12 protein-coding genes, 4 tRNA genes and 1 pseudogene are annotated in these 14,839 nt (G+C 58.6%); 8 read left to right on the top strand and 9 right to left on the bottom strand.

Annotated features, from left to right (window positions below; genetic code table 11):
• Positions 1–23 precede the first annotated feature (23 nt).
• From CE491_RS31015 to CE491_RS03340, 4 genes are all read right to left on the bottom strand, one after another.
• Positions 24–515 (bottom strand): pilus assembly PilX family protein, encoded by a 492-nt coding sequence (locus tag CE491_RS31015; protein WP_407681321.1) that lies wholly within the window; start codon positions 513–515, stop codon positions 24–26.
• Positions 516–583: 68 nt separating this feature from the next.
• Complete coding sequence (locus CE491_RS03350; RefSeq protein WP_199884963.1) at positions 584–1,387, bottom strand: PilW family protein; 804 nt, start codon at positions 1,385–1,387, stop codon at positions 584–586.
• Positions 1,384–1,929, bottom strand: a complete 546-nt coding sequence (gene pilV / locus CE491_RS03345) for a type IV pilus modification protein PilV (protein WP_110946945.1) — start codon at positions 1,927–1,929, stop codon at positions 1,384–1,386. The genes CE491_RS03350 and pilV overlap by 4 nt, the downstream gene beginning before the upstream one ends.
• Positions 1,929–2,465: a GspH/FimT family pseudopilin gene (locus CE491_RS03340; RefSeq protein ID WP_199884962.1), complete on the bottom strand. Its 537-nt coding sequence runs from the start codon at positions 2,463–2,465 to the stop codon at positions 1,929–1,931. The genes pilV and CE491_RS03340 overlap by 1 nt, the downstream gene beginning before the upstream one ends.
• A gap of 189 nt (positions 2,466–2,654) precedes the next feature.
• On the opposite strand from CE491_RS03340, the gene thiO reads away from it, so the two are divergent.
• On the top strand, positions 2,655–3,773 hold the full coding sequence (thiO, locus tag CE491_RS03335) for a glycine oxidase ThiO (RefSeq protein ID WP_110946965.1): 1,119 nt from the start codon (positions 2,655–2,657) through the stop codon (positions 3,771–3,773).
• A gap of 179 nt (positions 3,774–3,952) precedes the next feature.
• Here the strand turns inward: thiO and CE491_RS03330 are convergent, their stop codons facing one another.
• The 4 genes from CE491_RS03330 to CE491_RS03315 all read right to left on the bottom strand — a co-directional run bounded on the left by CE491_RS03330 (position 3,953) and on the right by CE491_RS03315 (position 8,282).
• Entirely contained in the window at positions 3,953–5,290 is a 1,338-nt protein-coding gene (locus tag CE491_RS03330) for a sigma-54-dependent transcriptional regulator (protein WP_110946943.1), read from the bottom strand.
• A 2-nt stretch (positions 5,291–5,292) separates the two neighbouring features.
• Positions 5,293–6,885 (bottom strand): sensor histidine kinase, encoded by a 1,593-nt coding sequence (locus CE491_RS03325; RefSeq protein WP_110946942.1) that lies wholly within the window; start codon positions 6,883–6,885, stop codon positions 5,293–5,295.
• The gene (locus tag CE491_RS03320) at positions 6,875–7,114 is read right to left on the bottom strand and encodes a PP0621 family protein (RefSeq protein ID WP_110946941.1); all 240 of its coding nucleotides are present in this window, start codon (positions 7,112–7,114) and stop codon (positions 6,875–6,877) included. Before CE491_RS03320 ends, CE491_RS03325 begins: the two co-directional genes overlap by 11 nt.
• 145 nt (positions 7,115–7,259) lie before the next feature.
• Complete coding sequence (locus CE491_RS03315; RefSeq protein ID WP_110946940.1) at positions 7,260–8,282, bottom strand: outer membrane protein assembly factor BamD; 1,023 nt, start codon at positions 8,280–8,282, stop codon at positions 7,260–7,262.
• Positions 8,283–8,433: 151 nt separating this feature from the next.
• Here CE491_RS03315 and rluD point away from each other — a divergent pair, with 151 nt between their 5' ends.
• From rluD to CE491_RS03280, 7 genes are all read left to right on the top strand, one after another.
• Positions 8,434–9,396 carry a 23S rRNA pseudouridine(1911/1915/1917) synthase RluD gene (gene rluD, locus CE491_RS03310; RefSeq protein ID WP_110946939.1) on the top strand — a complete coding sequence of 321 codons (963 nt, stop codon included), beginning with the start codon at positions 8,434–8,436 and terminating at the stop codon, positions 9,394–9,396.
• Complete coding sequence (pgeF, locus tag CE491_RS03305) at positions 9,393–10,133, top strand: peptidoglycan editing factor PgeF (RefSeq protein ID WP_407681320.1); 741 nt, start codon at positions 9,393–9,395, stop codon at positions 10,131–10,133. The genes rluD and pgeF overlap by 4 nt, the downstream gene beginning before the upstream one ends.
• 216 nt (positions 10,134–10,349) lie before the next feature.
• Positions 10,350–12,914 carry an ATP-dependent chaperone ClpB gene (clpB, locus tag CE491_RS03300; RefSeq protein WP_110946938.1) on the top strand — a complete coding sequence of 855 codons (2,565 nt, stop codon included), beginning with the start codon at positions 10,350–10,352 and terminating at the stop codon, positions 12,912–12,914.
• Positions 12,915–13,258: 344 nt separating this feature from the next.
• A tRNA-Asn gene (locus CE491_RS03295) sits at positions 13,259–13,334 on the top strand.
• 20 nt (positions 13,335–13,354) lie between these two features.
• A tRNA-Pro gene (locus CE491_RS03290) sits at positions 13,355–13,431 on the top strand.
• Positions 13,432–13,437: 6 nt separating this feature from the next.
• Positions 13,438–13,513 (top strand) — tRNA-Lys (locus CE491_RS03285).
• A 95-nt stretch (positions 13,514–13,608) separates the two neighbouring features.
• Positions 13,609–13,685 (top strand) — tRNA-Pro (locus tag CE491_RS03280).
• 678 nt (positions 13,686–14,363) lie between these two features.
• Here CE491_RS03280 and CE491_RS30615 read toward each other — a convergent pair.
• Positions 14,364–14,767, bottom strand: a pseudogene (locus CE491_RS30615) (tyrosine-type recombinase/integrase); the annotation flags it as partial.
• Between the last annotated feature and the right edge of the window lie 72 nt (positions 14,768–14,839).

Genomic DNA, 14,839 nt, shown 5'->3' with positions numbered 1-14,839 from the left:
GGCGCAGTGCGGGTGAATGTTCATTAGTAAGACCGTGCAATGACAGAGCGCAAGATGACTCGCGCAGTCGTCGCGTCGCTGGTGCAGAGGACGGTCGATGCGCAGGCATTGACCTCGTAATACCTGCGACCGCAGCCGGTGAGCGCGCAGTTGCCCTGGCTGATGCGTGGAAGCGGAAGTTCGACCACGTACCACTGGACTTTGGCGTCGTAATTGGTGTTCAGGGTGGCAACGTTATTAGCGTCTGCTGAGCCGAAACGTACCGGCGTATCGATGGTACTTGTCGTTGCCAGATCGCTGCTCAGAAGACTCCAAGGCATGCAAGCTGTCGATGTGCAGGGCGTGATTTTGTCGGGGGCAATGGAGGTGCTGATACTTTGCTCGCCGACCCGCAGCCCACCTTCTGCAGCATTGGTCAGAATCTTCTGCAAGCGCAGGTTGCCGGTAATCCTCGACTCGAGCGAAACACCTCGCAGGCTGGACAACGCCAACAGCGTGATGATCAGCAGCATCATGAGGGCGACGAGCAGTGTCGCCCCTTGTTGCTGTCTGGCTGTTCGAGCACACGGAAAGTGGACCGGCATCATTGCATCTGATTCCTGATCATCATCGTGCCCTGAAGCAGTTGATAGAGCTGCGCAGACTTGTCACTTGCCGCCAACGTGGTGCCATAGCGACTGTCCCACTCGGTCAACGCCGGCGATTTAGCATCGGTTGTGTCCTGAAGCGACGCTGAGCCGGGGCTTTTCATGAGGACGGCGTAGCGTACGGCACCGATGACGTCCGTCGTGGCGGTACCGTAAGTCGTCACCGTTTTAAGGTCGGCGGATCCCGAGCCATAGTCGAAGCGCAAGGCGGCAACACCGGTAACCAGTTGCTGGGAACCGGAACCGGACGCGCAAATGATCGAGCTGGTAGCGGGATCGAAGTAAATTTTCTCAACGATGACCGGGTTTTCCTTGAGCCTGTCATAGGGGGTATCAATGCTCGCTTGGTCAGTTTCCGACAATGCCGTGCCTTGACATGACACGTCCAGTCGATTGCTTGCCTGATAGCGAATGCAGACAGAGGTCGCCGAATTCGCGATAACAGACGAACCTTCGGGAAAGGTGCAGCTCTGTCCCGACCCCTTGCTAAACGCTTGATAGGGGTTGCTGCGATAACCTGCCTTGGAGAGTTCCTGGCTCAGAATTGCCAATGCGAATCGTCCATTTTCCTGATTTCCTACCTGCCCTTGCTGGAACAGGTAACTTTTTTGATTGCTGATGAAAATCTGAGTGACGCCCAGGATCAGGAAACAGCCAATGACCATGGCCACCATTAGCTCGATCAATGAAAGGCCGCGTTGTCGGGTTGCAGACCGGTACCTCATGGCTGCGGCTCTCATGGCAGGCGTGTCCTGATTCGGTAAGTGCATATCGAGTCCTTGGCGTTGGCGTCCATGCAGTCCGCATTGTTTTTCACGGACCAGGCAACCTGTATCTCTATTTCGGTATCAACGGTGCTTTCTGTACCACATGCTTCGGCTACTGCGTCGCCCGGTTTGACGCTGCGGCAGATATAAAACGAACCGGTCAAAAGATCAGTCGCGCCAGGCAGCGCCTTGCCCGCTTGAGTTTTCCAGCAGCCGATTTGCTGAGCAAGGACAGTGGGCGTCGGAACGCAGCTGGTCGTGGCGTCGGCAAAAGCAGTACCCGGTGGTTTGAGGCAATTATTGGATGCCGTGCAGCTGCCCGCGGTGCGGATCATCTCCACCAGATCATCGGCAAGCATCATGGCCGTATTACGCTGCACCGAATCCTGCGTGTAAGGAATGGCTTTGCTCTGCAATGCAACCATGCCCAGCACGCCGATGACAGTAATGAGCAGGCTCACCAGCACTTCGATCATGCTGAAGCCAGCGCTACGATGAGGATTGAAGGTATTCATCAGCAGCCATCCGGCTTGGCCGCGGTAGGCGGGGTGACCCGCCCACTGCCAAGCAACGAAATATATTGTGCGGCGATGGATGTGTCGGTCGGGAAGAGGATCTCGAAACAGGCACTGGTCGACGCTGTGCCGGTAGGTAAGAAGTTGACGCTGTTGACCTCGGAGTTGATCCTGACTCCGGTCTGCAAGCCGTTGGCACCGACTTGTCTGAGCCGAGTATCGGTTCCATTTGTGCCTAAAAGGGTCACGACAATGTTGGTGGTATCGACGTCCGCGCTGATATTGACAGTGGTGCGCCGTGTGACCGCCTCGGCTCGCGCATACTGAAGTAGATCGTAGAATTCGTCCGCTGCTGCGCGAACACTGTTGCGGTGAATCAAGCTAGAAAAGCTCGGCATGGCGATCGCCGCAAAAATCCCCACGATCACAACCGTCACGATCAATTCGATCAAGGTAAACCCGCCGCTATCGCTCCCCAAAGAACCTTGCCAGCTGCGACGCGAAGTCGAACGCGTAATGCCAGAGCCGAAATCCATCGAGGAAATTCCATTTTTCATTTGAAATATGGTGATACTACTCAGGTTCGAAGTCGCGATGTAGTGGATGTTCGGGGATATTCTCCCGACCAGTGGCATGGCGAGGTTTTCGAGCCGCTGTGGAGTCGGTTATCTGCAACTCGAGGGGCGCAGACCGGCGTTGATTTTCTATTGATGATCGGGATCTGCATGTCCATGCAACACGTGGTAATCGTCGGTGGTGGTGTCATCGGTCTGCTGACCGCCTTCAACGTCGCAGCAAAAGTCCAGAGCGTGGTGTTACTCGATCGCTCGGGTGTCGGGCAGGAGTCCTCGTGGGCGGGCGGGGGCATCGTTTCGCCGCTTTACCCGTGGCGCTACAGCCCTGCCGTGACAGCGCTGGCGCATTGGTCGCAGGACTTTTATCCACAGTTGGCGGAGCGCCTGCTCGAGGCCACTGGTATCGATCCGCAAGTTCACAAGACGGGTTTGTACTGGCTGGATCTGGATGACGAGCAGCAGGCGCTGGAGTGGGCGGCGCGACTCAATCGGCCCTTGCGCTCGGTGGATATCTCGGCGGCGTATGACGCCGTGCCAGTGATGGGAAGCGGGTACTCGCGCGCGGTGCATATGGCCGATATCGCCAACGTGCGTAACCCGCGGCTGGTCAAGTCGCTCAAGGCGGCTTTGCTGGCGATGCCTAATGTCACTATTCATGAGCAGTGTGAAGTTAGTGATTTCGTGCGTGACGAGGACCGGATCATCGGCGTGACCACTTCGGCAGGGGACATTCTAGGGGACTGCGTGGTGTTGGCCGCAGGGGCCTGGAGCGGCGATCTGCTGGGCAGGCTGGGGCTTGAGCTGCCGGTTGAGCCCGTGAAAGGGCAGATGATCCTCTATAAGTGCGCCTCGGATTTCCTGCCGAGCATGATCCTCGCCAAAGGCCGCTACGCAATTCCGCGCAGGGATGGACACATATTGGTGGGCAGTACGCTGGAATACGAGGGCTACGACAAGACCCCAACCAGGAACGCGCTGGAAAGCCTGAAGGCATCGGCAGTGGAATTGATTCCGGCGCTGGCCGACGCAGAGGTAGTGGGGCATTGGGCCGGGTTGCGTCCGGGCTCGCCCGACGGGATTCCATTCATTGGGCCGGTGCTGAAACATGAGGGGTTATGGCTGAACTGCGGGCATTTCCGCAACGGTCTGGTACTGGCGCCGGCATCGTGTCAGTTGCTGACGGATTTGCTGGTGGGCGATGAGCCGATTATCGATCCGCAGCCGTATGCGCCCGATGCCAGAGTCGGACCTGCTACTTCCCGCCGTTGATTATAGAAACTGGCGAATGCAGAGTGTCAGAAGGGGGCTCTGCAACTTACCCACCGCATTCGCTGCCGTAACCTCCGACGTCTCCTACAGGTTTGCGGTATGCCGGAAATCCAGCGTGAACGCTTGGCCATAGCCAACGGCGCGAAACCTATGAAGGTCCTCAACAGGGACTTTCCGGATCACTCCAACCCCAGCTTCTTCAACCGATACCGCATCGAGCGGAATGTCAGGTTCAGCCGCTGAGCCGCAGCCGTGCGGTTCCAACGGGTTTCTTCCAGGGCCTGGAGGATCAGCTTGCGTTCGATACTTTCCAGGTACTCTTCTAGGTTGTTGACGTCGGCCAGGCTCGGGCCGTCCTGTTCGACGGCGCTTAACGGTTCGGCGAGGCGTAGGTCGTCGGCGTTGATCTGGTCGTTTTCGCAGAGGGTGTAGGCCCGTTCGAGCATGTTTTCCAGTTCGCGCACGTTACCGGGGAAGCGATAGCCTTTCAGTGCTGACAGGGCCTGAGGTGTCAGGCGTGCCGGCGGCTGGGCGGTTTCAGCCAGACGGCGCAGAACGTTGCTGGCGATTTCCTCAATGTCTTCGCGGCGTTCGCGCAGGGGCGGAACGCGCAATTCGATGACGTTGAGCCGATAGTAGAGATCCTGGCGGAAGCGTTGGGCCGCGACTTCGACGCTGAGGTCTTTGTGGGTGGCGCAGAGAATACGCACGTCCACCACCTGTTCCTGCTGGCTGCCTACGGCGCGCACGGATTTTTCCTGAATGGCTCGCAGCAGTTTCACCTGCATGGCCAGCGGCAGGTCAGCCACTTCGTCGAGAAACAGCGTGCCGCCGTTGGCCGCCTGAAACAGCCCTGGCTTGTCCTCGTGAGCACCGGTGAAGCTGCCTTTGCGATGGCCGAAGAATTCGCTTTCCATCAGTTCTGTCGGAATCGCGCCGCAGTTGACTGGCACGAACGGCTTGTCGATCCGCGGGCCTTGTTCGTGGATCAGGCGGGCGACCAGTTCCTTACCGCTGCCGGATTCACCGCTGATGTAGATCGGTGCCTGGCTGCGTGCCAGCTTGCCGATTTGCTTGCGCAGGGCCTGCATCGGCGGGGAATTGCCGAGTAGACGGTGGTCGATGCTGTTCTCGCCGGGCGGCGACGCGTGCAGGCGCAAGGCGCTGCTCACCAGCTCACGCAGTCGGCCCAGGTCCACAGGTTTGGTGAGGAAGTCGAACGCACCTGCTTTTAGGGCATGGATGGCGGTGTCGAGGCTGCCGTAGGCCGTGATCATCGCCACGGGCACCTGGGTGTGGCGCTTCTGGATGTGGTGCACCAGCTCCAGACCGTTGCCGTCGGGCAGGCGCATGTCGGTCAGGCACAGGTCAAACGGCTCCCGAGCCAGCCAGTCCTGGGCCTCCCTCAGGTTGCGGGCGCTGCGCGTATCCAGCTTCATCCGCCCTAGCGTGATCTCCAGCAGTTCACGAATGTCTGGCTCATCGTCGACGATCAGGATCTTTTGCGGTGGGCTCATGTTCAACTCAATTTGAACGGATGGGCGAAGGTGATCCGCATGCAGCAGCCGCCGCCTTCTCGTGGTGTGTAATCCAGGTTCGCCTGATTGCTTTCGCACAGTTCGCGGGAAAGGTACAGGCCGAGTCCGGTTCCTTTGCTTTCGGTGGTGAAGAAAGGCTCGAATATTTTCGTCAGATGCTCAGTGGCGACGCCGGGGCCATCATCCAGTACTTCAAGGCTCGGCAAGTCGCTTTGTGCATCATGAAACAGCCGCAGCCACACCTGAGCGTGCGCGTGCAACTGGCCGCTGTAGCGTAGGCCGTTTTGCACGAGGTTGGTCATGACCTGCTGCAGTTGCTCTGCATCCATGCGCGTGGTCAGGGTTCCGAAACCAATGTCCAGATGGACGAACTGGTCGGCCGCCAGCCTGCTGCGAAAGTCGCTGGCGAAGTGTTCGAGCCACTGCCTGAGGTCGAGCAGGTGAGGTTCGGTCTGACGTCGGCGGGACAGCTGCAGCACGTTCTCGATCACCAGATTCATTCGTCGCGACTGATCTTCAATGATTTGACTGAGACGCCGGTCCGGTCCAGCCAGTTCCTCGGATTCCTGCAGCAATTGGGCGGCATGGCTGATCGCACCCAACGGGTTGCGGATCTCGTGGGCGATACCGGCCGTCAATCGGCCCAGCGCGGCGAGTTTGAGTTGCTGGGCCTGTTGGGATATTTGCGACAGGTCCTCGAGGAACACCAGCGTGTGCCGTTGCTGGCCCCGGGTGAGCGCAATGAAGCCGGGACGCAGCACCGGGCTGATGGCCGAAGTGGTCATGCTGCGCGGCGTCATCGACGAGTTGATCTGCCACTGCCTGAGCCGTTCCACCAGTTGCGGCGAATGGAGGTCGATGGCTTCGCCGAGCAAGTGCTCGTGGCCGAGTAGCGTTTGCGCGCTTTGGTTGGCCAGCAACACCTTTCGGTCGGCATCCAGCACCAGGATCCCGGTGCGCATGCGTTGCAGGATCAGCGCATTGAGTTCTTCGAGATTATCGACATCGGCAGCGCGTTGTTCGGCGATGTCCTCGCTCACCTGCAGCCGACGAGCCAGGGTTTGCACCAGCAACGCCGCAGCGAAACACAGGGCCCCGAGAGAGCCGGCCTGGACGAAGTGACTGGTAGCGGCGGGCCTGTGGTAGCTGATATAGAAGGTCAGGTAGATGATGCCAATCGCCGACACCGCGGCGATCAACAGGCCAATGCGTTTGCGCAGCAGCACATTGCTGATCGCTACGGATGCGACGATCAGGTTGCCGATCCCGCTGGGCGCGCCGCCGCCCGCATAGAACAGCGCGCAGAGCATGAAGGCATCGGTCATCGCCAAGGTGAACAAATGTCCCTGGCGAGCCGGCCGCTCAAGAAGCACGACCACCAGGATGTTGAACACCAGATACAGCCAGCAACCGGTGCGAAACAGCTCGATGTCCGCCAGCTCCAGCAGTTCGGCATCCAGGCTGCTGGAAATCAACAGCACCAGCAAGATGCCGATACTCAGGCGGTACAAGTGATACAACCGCAGGATGCGCTGGGCTTGAGGTGTCGCCAGCGGCAGGGTTTCAGCGGTCACGTGCGGCCGGGCCCTGTAAACGGTGGGCTTCAGTGCAATACCACTGCTGACCCTGACTTAGCGCCCGATCGCGGGGAACGTGAACGCCGCACTGGGCGCAACGCACCATTGGCGTGGCGTCGATTTCGGGCGCGGCGTTTGTCGGCTTGCGGGCAGGGCCTTTGGTCAGGCGTTTGAAGAACCAGATCGCCGCCATGATCAAGGCGACCCACATAATCAAGCGAATCATGTCTACCAGCTTAGTGAGTGAAGATGCCGCAGTGTAGCCAACGCGTTGGCGGGCGCACAGCGATCTGCGCCGCCAAGCGATGTCGGAAATGAAAAAGAGGCCCCGTAGGACCTCTTTCTGTGTGACGCCTGAGCCGTGACTGTAATCAGTCGAACAGGCCGAAGGTCATGTAGCTGAAGATCGAGCGGCTTTTGGGCGTGCCGTCGTCATCTTCGTTTTTCTTCTCTTCTTCTGCCGGCTGGTTCTCAGGCAACAGTTCGGCCGGAATGGCTTCCTTGGCGTCCTGGTACTGCTTGATCACGTCCTGGTTGGCGCGGGTTTCTCCCGGTGGCAGCGGCGGACGGCTCTCGATCAGGCCCAGCGTCGCTTTCGACAGCCACGAGCGGTTGTCCGGGTCCGGCGTGCGTGGGCTGAACTTGCCATCGGCCAGTTGCGGGTGATCCGGGTAGTTGGCCTTGAGCACTTGCAGACTGGTGTCGGCCAGATCGTCCAGGTGCAGACGCTGGTAGCCTTCGACCATCACCGCCAGGCCGTCGCCGACCGCGGGGGTTTCCTGAAAGTTTTCCACGACGTAACGACCACGATTGACCGCTGCGACATACGCCTGGCGGGTCAGGTAGTAGTCGGCCACGTGGATTTCGTAGGCCGCCAGCAGGTTTCGCAGGTAGATCATGCGCTGCTTGGCGTCCGGCGCGTAGCGGCTGTTCGGGTAGCGGCTGGTCAGCTGGGCGAACTCGTTGTACGAATCACGGGCAGCGCCCGGGTCGCGCTTGGTCTGGTCCAGCGGCAGGAAGCGCGCAATGATGCCCACGTCCTGGTCGAACGAGGTCAGGCCCTTTAGGTAGTAGGCGTAGTCGACGTTCGGATGCTGTGGGTGCAGGCGAATGAAGCGCTCGGCAGCGGACTTCGCGGCCTCCGGCTCACCATTCTTGTAGTTGGCGTAGATCAGTTCCAGCTGCGCCTGATCGGCATAGCGGCCGAACGGGTAGCGCGATTCCAGCGCCTTGAGTTTCTCGGTCGCGCTGTTGTAGCTGTTGTTGTCCAGATCGGCCTGCGCCTGCTGGTACAGCTCGACTTCACTGAGGTTTTCGTCGATGACTTCTTTCTTCGAAGAACAGGCAACAGTAAGTCCGAGGATGGCTATCAGCAGCAGGTGTTTCACTTGCATGGCGGCTTGCGTCCCTATAACGGCCTGCTGTCTTGCGCAGGACCGTCCTGTTATGATGGGCGCCCCGTGGAACCCCCGGGACAAAAGACGCCGTATTTAACCACAAGCGCACAGCCGAAACCAAAGGCCAGTGCCACCTCCTAGTTTGAGCATGTCTGAGATCATTGAACTTCGCGCAGAGGTGCCGTCCGAATTGGGCGGTCAACGCCTCGACCAGGTCGCCGCCCAACTCTTCGCCGAGCACTCGCGCTCGCGCCTTTCCGCCTGGATCAAGGACGGCCGCCTGACTGTGGACGGAGGCGTTCTGCGCCCGCGTGACATCGTACATGGCGGCGCCGAACTGGTCCTCAAGGCCGAGCAGGAAGCTCAGGGCGAGTGGGTCGCCCAGGACATCGAACTGGATATCGTCTATGAAGACGACCAGATTCTGGTGATCAACAAACCGGCCGGTCTGGTCGTGCATCCTGCCGCGGGTCATGCCGACGGCACCTTGCTCAACGCGTTGCTGCACCATGTGCCGGACATCATCAATGTCCCGCGCGCCGGCATCGTGCATCGCCTGGACAAGGACACCACCGGTCTGATGGTCGTGGCCAAGACCATTCAGGCGCAGACCCAACTGGTCACCCAATTGCAGAATCGCAGCGTCAGCCGGATCTACGAGTGCATCGTGATCGGCGTGGTGACCGCGGGCGGCAAGATCAATGCGCCGATCGGTCGTCATGGCCAGCAGCGTCAACGCATGGCAGTGATGGAAGGCGGCAAGCCTGCGGTCAGTCATTACCGCGTGCTCGAGCGTTTCCGGTCGCACACCCATGTGCGGGTCAAGCTGGAAACCGGTCGGACCCACCAGATTCGCGTGCACATGGCGCACATCAATTTCCCGTTGGTGGGCGATCCGGCTTACGGCGGTCGTTTCCGTATTCCGCCGGCGGCCAGCGTGACCATGGTCGAATCCCTCAAGCATTTCCCGCGTCAGGCGCTGCACGCGCGTTTCCTGGAACTGGACCATCCGACAACCGGTCAGCGCATGAGCTGGGAGTCGCCTCTGCCGGATGACTTCGTCTGGCTGCTGTCGCTGCTCAAGCAAGACCGTGAGGCGTTCATCGGATGAGTGAGTCGGTGGCACACTGGCTGATTCCCGACTGGCCTGCGCCGGTGGGTATCAAGGCGTGCGTCACCACTCGCGCGGGCGGCGTCAGCGCAGCTCCGTTCGACAGCTTCAACCTGGGTGATCACGTCGATGATGATTCACAGGCGGTCTCGCAGAATCGTTCGAAACTGACGTCTTGTCTGAATATTCAGCCCGCCTGGCTGAAACAGGTTCACGGCATCGATGTGGTTGAGGCGACACCTGCCCAGGTGATGCAAGCCGATGCCAGCTGGAGCAGGACGCCGGGTGTGGCCTGCACGATCATGACCGCCGACTGCCTGCCGACGCTGTTTTGCAATCGGCAGGGCACCCAAGTGGCGGCGGCCCACGCCGGGTGGCGTGGATTGGCGGCAGGGGTGTTGGAGGCTGCGGTTGGCAGCTTTGCGGATGCGCCTTCGCAGATCCTGGTCTGGCTGGGGCCGGCTATCGGGCCTCAGGCATTCGAAGTCGGACCGGAGGTGCGTGAGGCCTTCATGGCCACGCACCCCGAAACGAACGAAGCCTTTGTGCCGAGCGTTAATCCGGGCAAATTCATGGCCGACATCTACCAGTTGGCGCGCCTGCGACTGGCGGCCTACGGAGTGACGGCGGTGTATGGCGGCGGGTTGTCGACCTATAACGACGAACGCTTCTTCTCTTATCGTCGTGGCGCGCGCACCGGGCGGTTTGCTTCGTTGGTTTGGATCGAGCCGGTCTGATTGCCGCGCGATCCCAACGGTAGGAGCGCGCTGGCCCGCTCCTACGGTCTGCATGTGATTTCTTGTTCTAAATCCCCGCCAACAAGCTAATGTTGATCTGTGTCAAGCGGTCACCGCTTGAATCCTGTGCAATCGGCCACATCTAAGGGCTATCTGGCAGGTTTTCTTTATTAAGGTGTGTTCATTGCTCCGGCCTGCCCATTAGGAAGGTGACCAATGCGTATTGACCGTTTAACCAGCAAGTTACAGCTCGCTTTATCCGATTCTCAATCCCTGGCGGTGGGCATGGACCATCCCGCCATCGAGCCCGCGCACCTGATGCAGGCGTTGCTCGAACAGCAGGGCGGTTCTATCAAACCCCTGCTGCTGCAAGTCGGCTTCGACATCAACAGCCTGCGCAAGGCGTTGAGCAAGGAGCTCGACCAGTTGCCCAAGATTCAAAACCCGACCGGCGATGTGAACATGTCGCAGGACTTGGCGCGTCTGCTCAATCAGGCCGACCGCCTGGCCCAGCAGAAGGGTGACCAATTCATCTCCAGCGAGCTGGTATTGCTCGCCGCGATGGACGAAAACAGCAAGCTTGGCAAGTTGCTGCTCGGCCAGGGCGTCAGCAAGAAGGCCCTGGAAAACGCCATCAGCAACCTGCGTGGCGGCGACGCGGTCAACGACCCGAATGCCGAAGAGTCGCGCCAGGCGCTGGACAAATACACCGTTGATCTGACCAAGCGTGCCGAAGAGGGCAAGCTCGATCCGGTTATCGGTCGTGACGACGAAATTCGCCGGACCATCCAGGTTCTGCAACGTCGCACCAAAAACAACCCGGTGCTGATCGGTGAGCCTGGTGTGGGTAAGACCGCCATCGCTGAAGGTCTGGCGCAGCGCATCATCAATGGTGAGGTGCCCGATGGCCTGCGCGGCAAGCGTTTGCTGTCGCTGGACATGGGCTCGCTCATCGCCGGCGCCAAATTCCGTGGCGAGTTCGAAGAGCGCTTGAAAGGTGTGCTCAATGAGCTTTCCAAACAGGAAGGCCAAGTCATTCTGTTCATCGATGAATTGCACACCATGGTCGGCGCAGGCAAAGCCGAAGGCTCGATGGACGCAGGCAACATGCTCAAGCCAGCCTTGGCCCGTGGCGAGTTGCATTGCGTCGGCGCCACGACGCTCAACGAGTACCGCCAATATATAGAGAAGGATGCGGCGCTCGAGCGGCGTTTCCAGAAGGTGCTGGTAGACGAGCCGAGCGAAGAGGACACCATCGCGATCCTGCGGGGCCTGAAAGAGCGCTACGAGGTTCACCACAAAGTGGCGATCACCGACGGCGCGATCATTGCGGCGGCCAAGCTCAGCCATCGCTATATCACCGATCGCCAGTTGCCGGACAAGGCTATCGACCTGATCGACGAAGCGGCCAGCCGTATCCGCATGGAAATCGACTCCAAGCCGGAGGTGCTCGATCGTCTGGAGCGTCGCCTGATTCAGTTGAAGGTCGAATCCCAGGCACTTAAGAAAGAAGACGACGAAGCGGCAATCAAGCGTCTGGAAAAACTTCAGGAAGAAATCCAGCGTCTGGAGCGCGAATACGCCGATCTCGAAGAGGTCTGGACCTCGGAAAAGGCCGAAGTGACCGGATCCGCGCAGATTCAGCAGAAGATCGAGCAGTCGCGCCAGGAACTGGAAGCGGCACGTCGTCGCGGCGATCTTAATCGCATGGCTGAATTGCAGTACGGCGTCATTCCCGACCTGGAACGTAGCCTGCAAATGGTCGATCAGCATGGCAAACCTGAGAACCAGTTGCTGCGCAGCAAAGTGACCGAAGAGGAAATCGCCGAGGTCGTGTCGAAGTGGACCGGGATTCCGGTGTCGAAGATGCTCGAAGGCGAGCGCGACAAACTGCTGAAGATGGAAAGCCTGCTGCATGAGCGCGTGATCGGTCAGAACGAAGCCGTGGTAGCGGTCTCCAACGCTGTACGTCGCTCCCGAGCCGGGTTGTCCGACCCTAATCGTCCGAGCGGTTCGTTCATGTTCCTCGGTCCGACCGGTGTGGGTAAGACCGAACTGTGCAAGGCGCTGGCGGAGTTCCTGTTCGACACCGAAGAGGCGATGGTCCGCATCGACATGTCCGAGTTCATGGAGAAGCATTCCGTGGCGCGGCTGATCGGTGCGCCACCGGGGTACATTGGCTATGAAGAGGGCGGCTATCTGACCGAGGCCGTTCGGCGCAAGCCTTATTCAGTGATTCTGCTGGACGAGGTCGAAAAAGCGCACCCTGATGTCTTCAACATCTTGCTGCAGGTGCTGGAAGACGGCCGTCTGACCGACAGCCACGGTCGTACCGTCGATTTCCGCAACACGGTGATTGTCATGACCTCCAACCTGGGCTCGGCCCGCATTCAGGAGCTGGTCGGCGATCGTGAGGCGCAACGTGCGGCGGTGATGGATGCCGTAGGTACGCACTTCCGTCCGGAATTCATCAACCGGGTGGACGAAGTGGTGATCTTCGAGCCTTTGGGTCATGACCAGATCGCTGGTATCGCTGAGATCCAGCTGGGTCGCCTGCGTCAGCGCCTGGCTGAGCGCGACCTGAGTCTGGAGTTGAGCCCTGAGGCCCTGGAGAAGCTGATCGCAGTGGGCTACGACCCAGTGTATGGCGCACGGCCGCTCAAGCGTGCGATTCAGCGCTGGATCGAGAACCCGCTGGCCCAGCTGATCCTGTCCGGCAGCTTCATGCCTGGCACCAGCATCAGAGGCACTGTGGAGAACGACGAAATCGCCTTCGTCTGATTCACCGCTTCCCTATATAGAGGCATGAAAGGGCGCTCCATGCGGAGCGCCCTTTTTTATGGGCACGGGATTTTGCCGTCGAGCGCCGGATTTTCGCGGCCTGTAGGTCATCTCGAAAAAAAGTCGCAAATCATTGTCTTAAAAGCAATTTGGAGGGTTGACACCTGTTTCTGGGAATGTAGAATAGCGCGCCTCAGAGACGTGAACGCAGCGATGCAGACAGGTCGAAGAGGCTGAAAATGCAGTAGATTCAGGGTAGTAGGTGCAAGATTTTTCTCGCAAAGAAGTGCTGAATTTGTTGTGTTGAAGCGCGTCAAACGCTGCATCTGAAATTGAAAAATCGTTCCGTGATAGCTCAGTCGGTAGAGCAAATGACTGTTAATCATTGGGTCCCAGGTTCGAGTCCTGGTCACGGAGCCAATTTCAAGAGGTAGTACCGTCGGGGTATAGCGCAGTCCGGTAGCGCGCCTGCTTTGGGAGCAGGATGTCAGGAGTTCGAATCCCCTTACCCCGACCATTATTTGGGTCGTTAGCTCAGTTGGTAGAGCAGTTGGCTTTTAACCAATTGGTCGTAGGTTCGAATCCCACACGACCCACCATTTTTAGCCTGGCTTCATCGGGTTGAATCTTAGGGAGTGACGTCAGTTACGTCACCCGCTTCGGAAGCGCCTTACGGGGTGCTTTCTTGTTTCACCGGGGTATAGCGCAGTCCGGTAGCGCGCCTGCTTTGGGAGCAGGATGTCAGGAGTTCGAATCCCCTTACCCCGACCATTTTGTACCGTGGTATGCAAGAGACCGTTAAGGCTGGTGTATCGTAGCAAGTCTTAACCGAAGCTTCTTTTCTGAATGGGATCAGCGTTCAGACAAGCAGCCGTCTGCGGCGAAAAATAGCTGCGGATTCAATGATGTCAAATTGGAATGTGCCAGGATCAGGGTGTAAGCCTTGATACCTGGCTTTTTTCTGTCCGCGGGATTGTCGTCGCCGACGAAAGGTCGTCATCCTTTCAGCCATTAGCACTGTTAGGTGGGGCGATTGACCCAGGCGATTCCCTCAAAACTGCCTTTAGACGCTCTGAGCTGCTCTGATAGCGAGCTACGCGTGTCGAGTAGAAGTTGAGCTCCGGAATCGACTCCTCGGTGTCGAAGCCAATCCAGAAATTTCCCCACAAATGCTATTTCATCCGCCGATAGTGGCTCGTCTAATGCGTGGCTCTCGGCATTTGAGCTCCTAGTAGCGATAGGTGTCGTATCAGATCTCATCTGAGTGGCCAGGCTCGGAAGTGCAAGAGCGCTGTGGGTTGATATTGCGCTTTTTTCAACAAGCTGAGGAGGCGCGAGGGGAGGGCTTCTGTCGATCTTGAGGAGCCGTGTCGGTGAGCCTCCTACGCTGTATTGCGGATTGCCTAATGATCGGCCGTTTAGGTTTTGCCGGTAACCTTCGCGTTTCTCCATGAATTCAACCAGGCCCCTAATGGGGGTCCGTTCGTTGAGCACGGCCCGCATCACATCGTAATCCGGCTCTATATATTCCATGGTGGTGGCGAGGTTTGTATGGTTGAGCAGGGTTTTTGTTACATGAATGTTCCTATCCGGCTGCTTCATCAAATCAGATGCAATCGTGTGGCGGAACCGATGCGGCGTCATGCGTACGCCATTAGCAGCTTCCGGTAATGCGAGGAGAAGCGATTAACGTTGAACAACTGGTCTGCATTGGAAAAGCTCCGAGCTTTGGCGTTTTGGACGAGCACATGGAGATGCGGAAGTAGCCCGTCTGGGATTGGGATCATGAACTCGCGATGCGTTTTCTCTGTTTCAGCCTTAACTCTGATTAAGCGACCTTTAAGATCTGAATCGCCCCGGATTTTCTAGACACTCTCCAAGCTCAGGAAATAGCGTTTCTCATACTCTACTGGAGACAGCTGCAT

The sequence above is a fragment of the Pseudomonas bohemica genome (assembly GCF_002934685.1).
GTDB lineage: Bacteria > Pseudomonadota > Gammaproteobacteria > Pseudomonadales > Pseudomonadaceae > Aquipseudomonas > Aquipseudomonas bohemica.
This window is presented reverse-complemented; position numbering and strand designations above follow the sequence as displayed.

Bases quoted from the DNA above. Each gene is read 5' to 3' on its own strand.
- CE491_RS31015 (WP_407681321.1), bottom strand. From the start codon at position 515: ATGATGCTGCTGATCATCACGCTGTTGGCGTTGTCCAGCCTGCGAGGT.
- rluD (WP_110946939.1), top strand. From the start codon at position 8,434: ATGTCTGAGATCATTGAACTTCGCGCAGAGGTGCCGTCCGAATTGGGC.
- CE491_RS03315 (WP_110946940.1), bottom strand. From the start codon at position 8,282: ATGCAAGTGAAACACCTGCTGCTGATAGCCATCCTCGGACTTACTGTT.
- CE491_RS03330 (WP_110946943.1), bottom strand. From the start codon at position 5,290: ATGAGCCCACCGCAAAAGATCCTGATCGTCGACGATGAGCCAGACATT.
- CE491_RS03320 (WP_110946941.1), bottom strand. From the start codon at position 7,114: ATGATTCGCTTGATTATGTGGGTCGCCTTGATCATGGCGGCGATCTGG.
- pgeF (WP_407681320.1), top strand. From the start codon at position 9,393: ATGAGTGAGTCGGTGGCACACTGGCTGATTCCCGACTGGCCTGCGCCG.
- CE491_RS03350 (WP_199884963.1), bottom strand. From the start codon at position 1,387: ATGAGAGCCGCAGCCATGAGGTACCGGTCTGCAACCCGACAACGCGGC.
- thiO (WP_110946965.1), top strand. From the start codon at position 2,655: ATGTCCATGCAACACGTGGTAATCGTCGGTGGTGGTGTCATCGGTCTG.
- CE491_RS03340 (WP_199884962.1), bottom strand. From the start codon at position 2,465: ATGGATTTCGGCTCTGGCATTACGCGTTCGACTTCGCGTCGCAGCTGG.
- pilV (WP_110946945.1), bottom strand. From the start codon at position 1,929: ATGAATACCTTCAATCCTCATCGTAGCGCTGGCTTCAGCATGATCGAA.
- clpB (WP_110946938.1), top strand. From the start codon at position 10,350: ATGCGTATTGACCGTTTAACCAGCAAGTTACAGCTCGCTTTATCCGAT.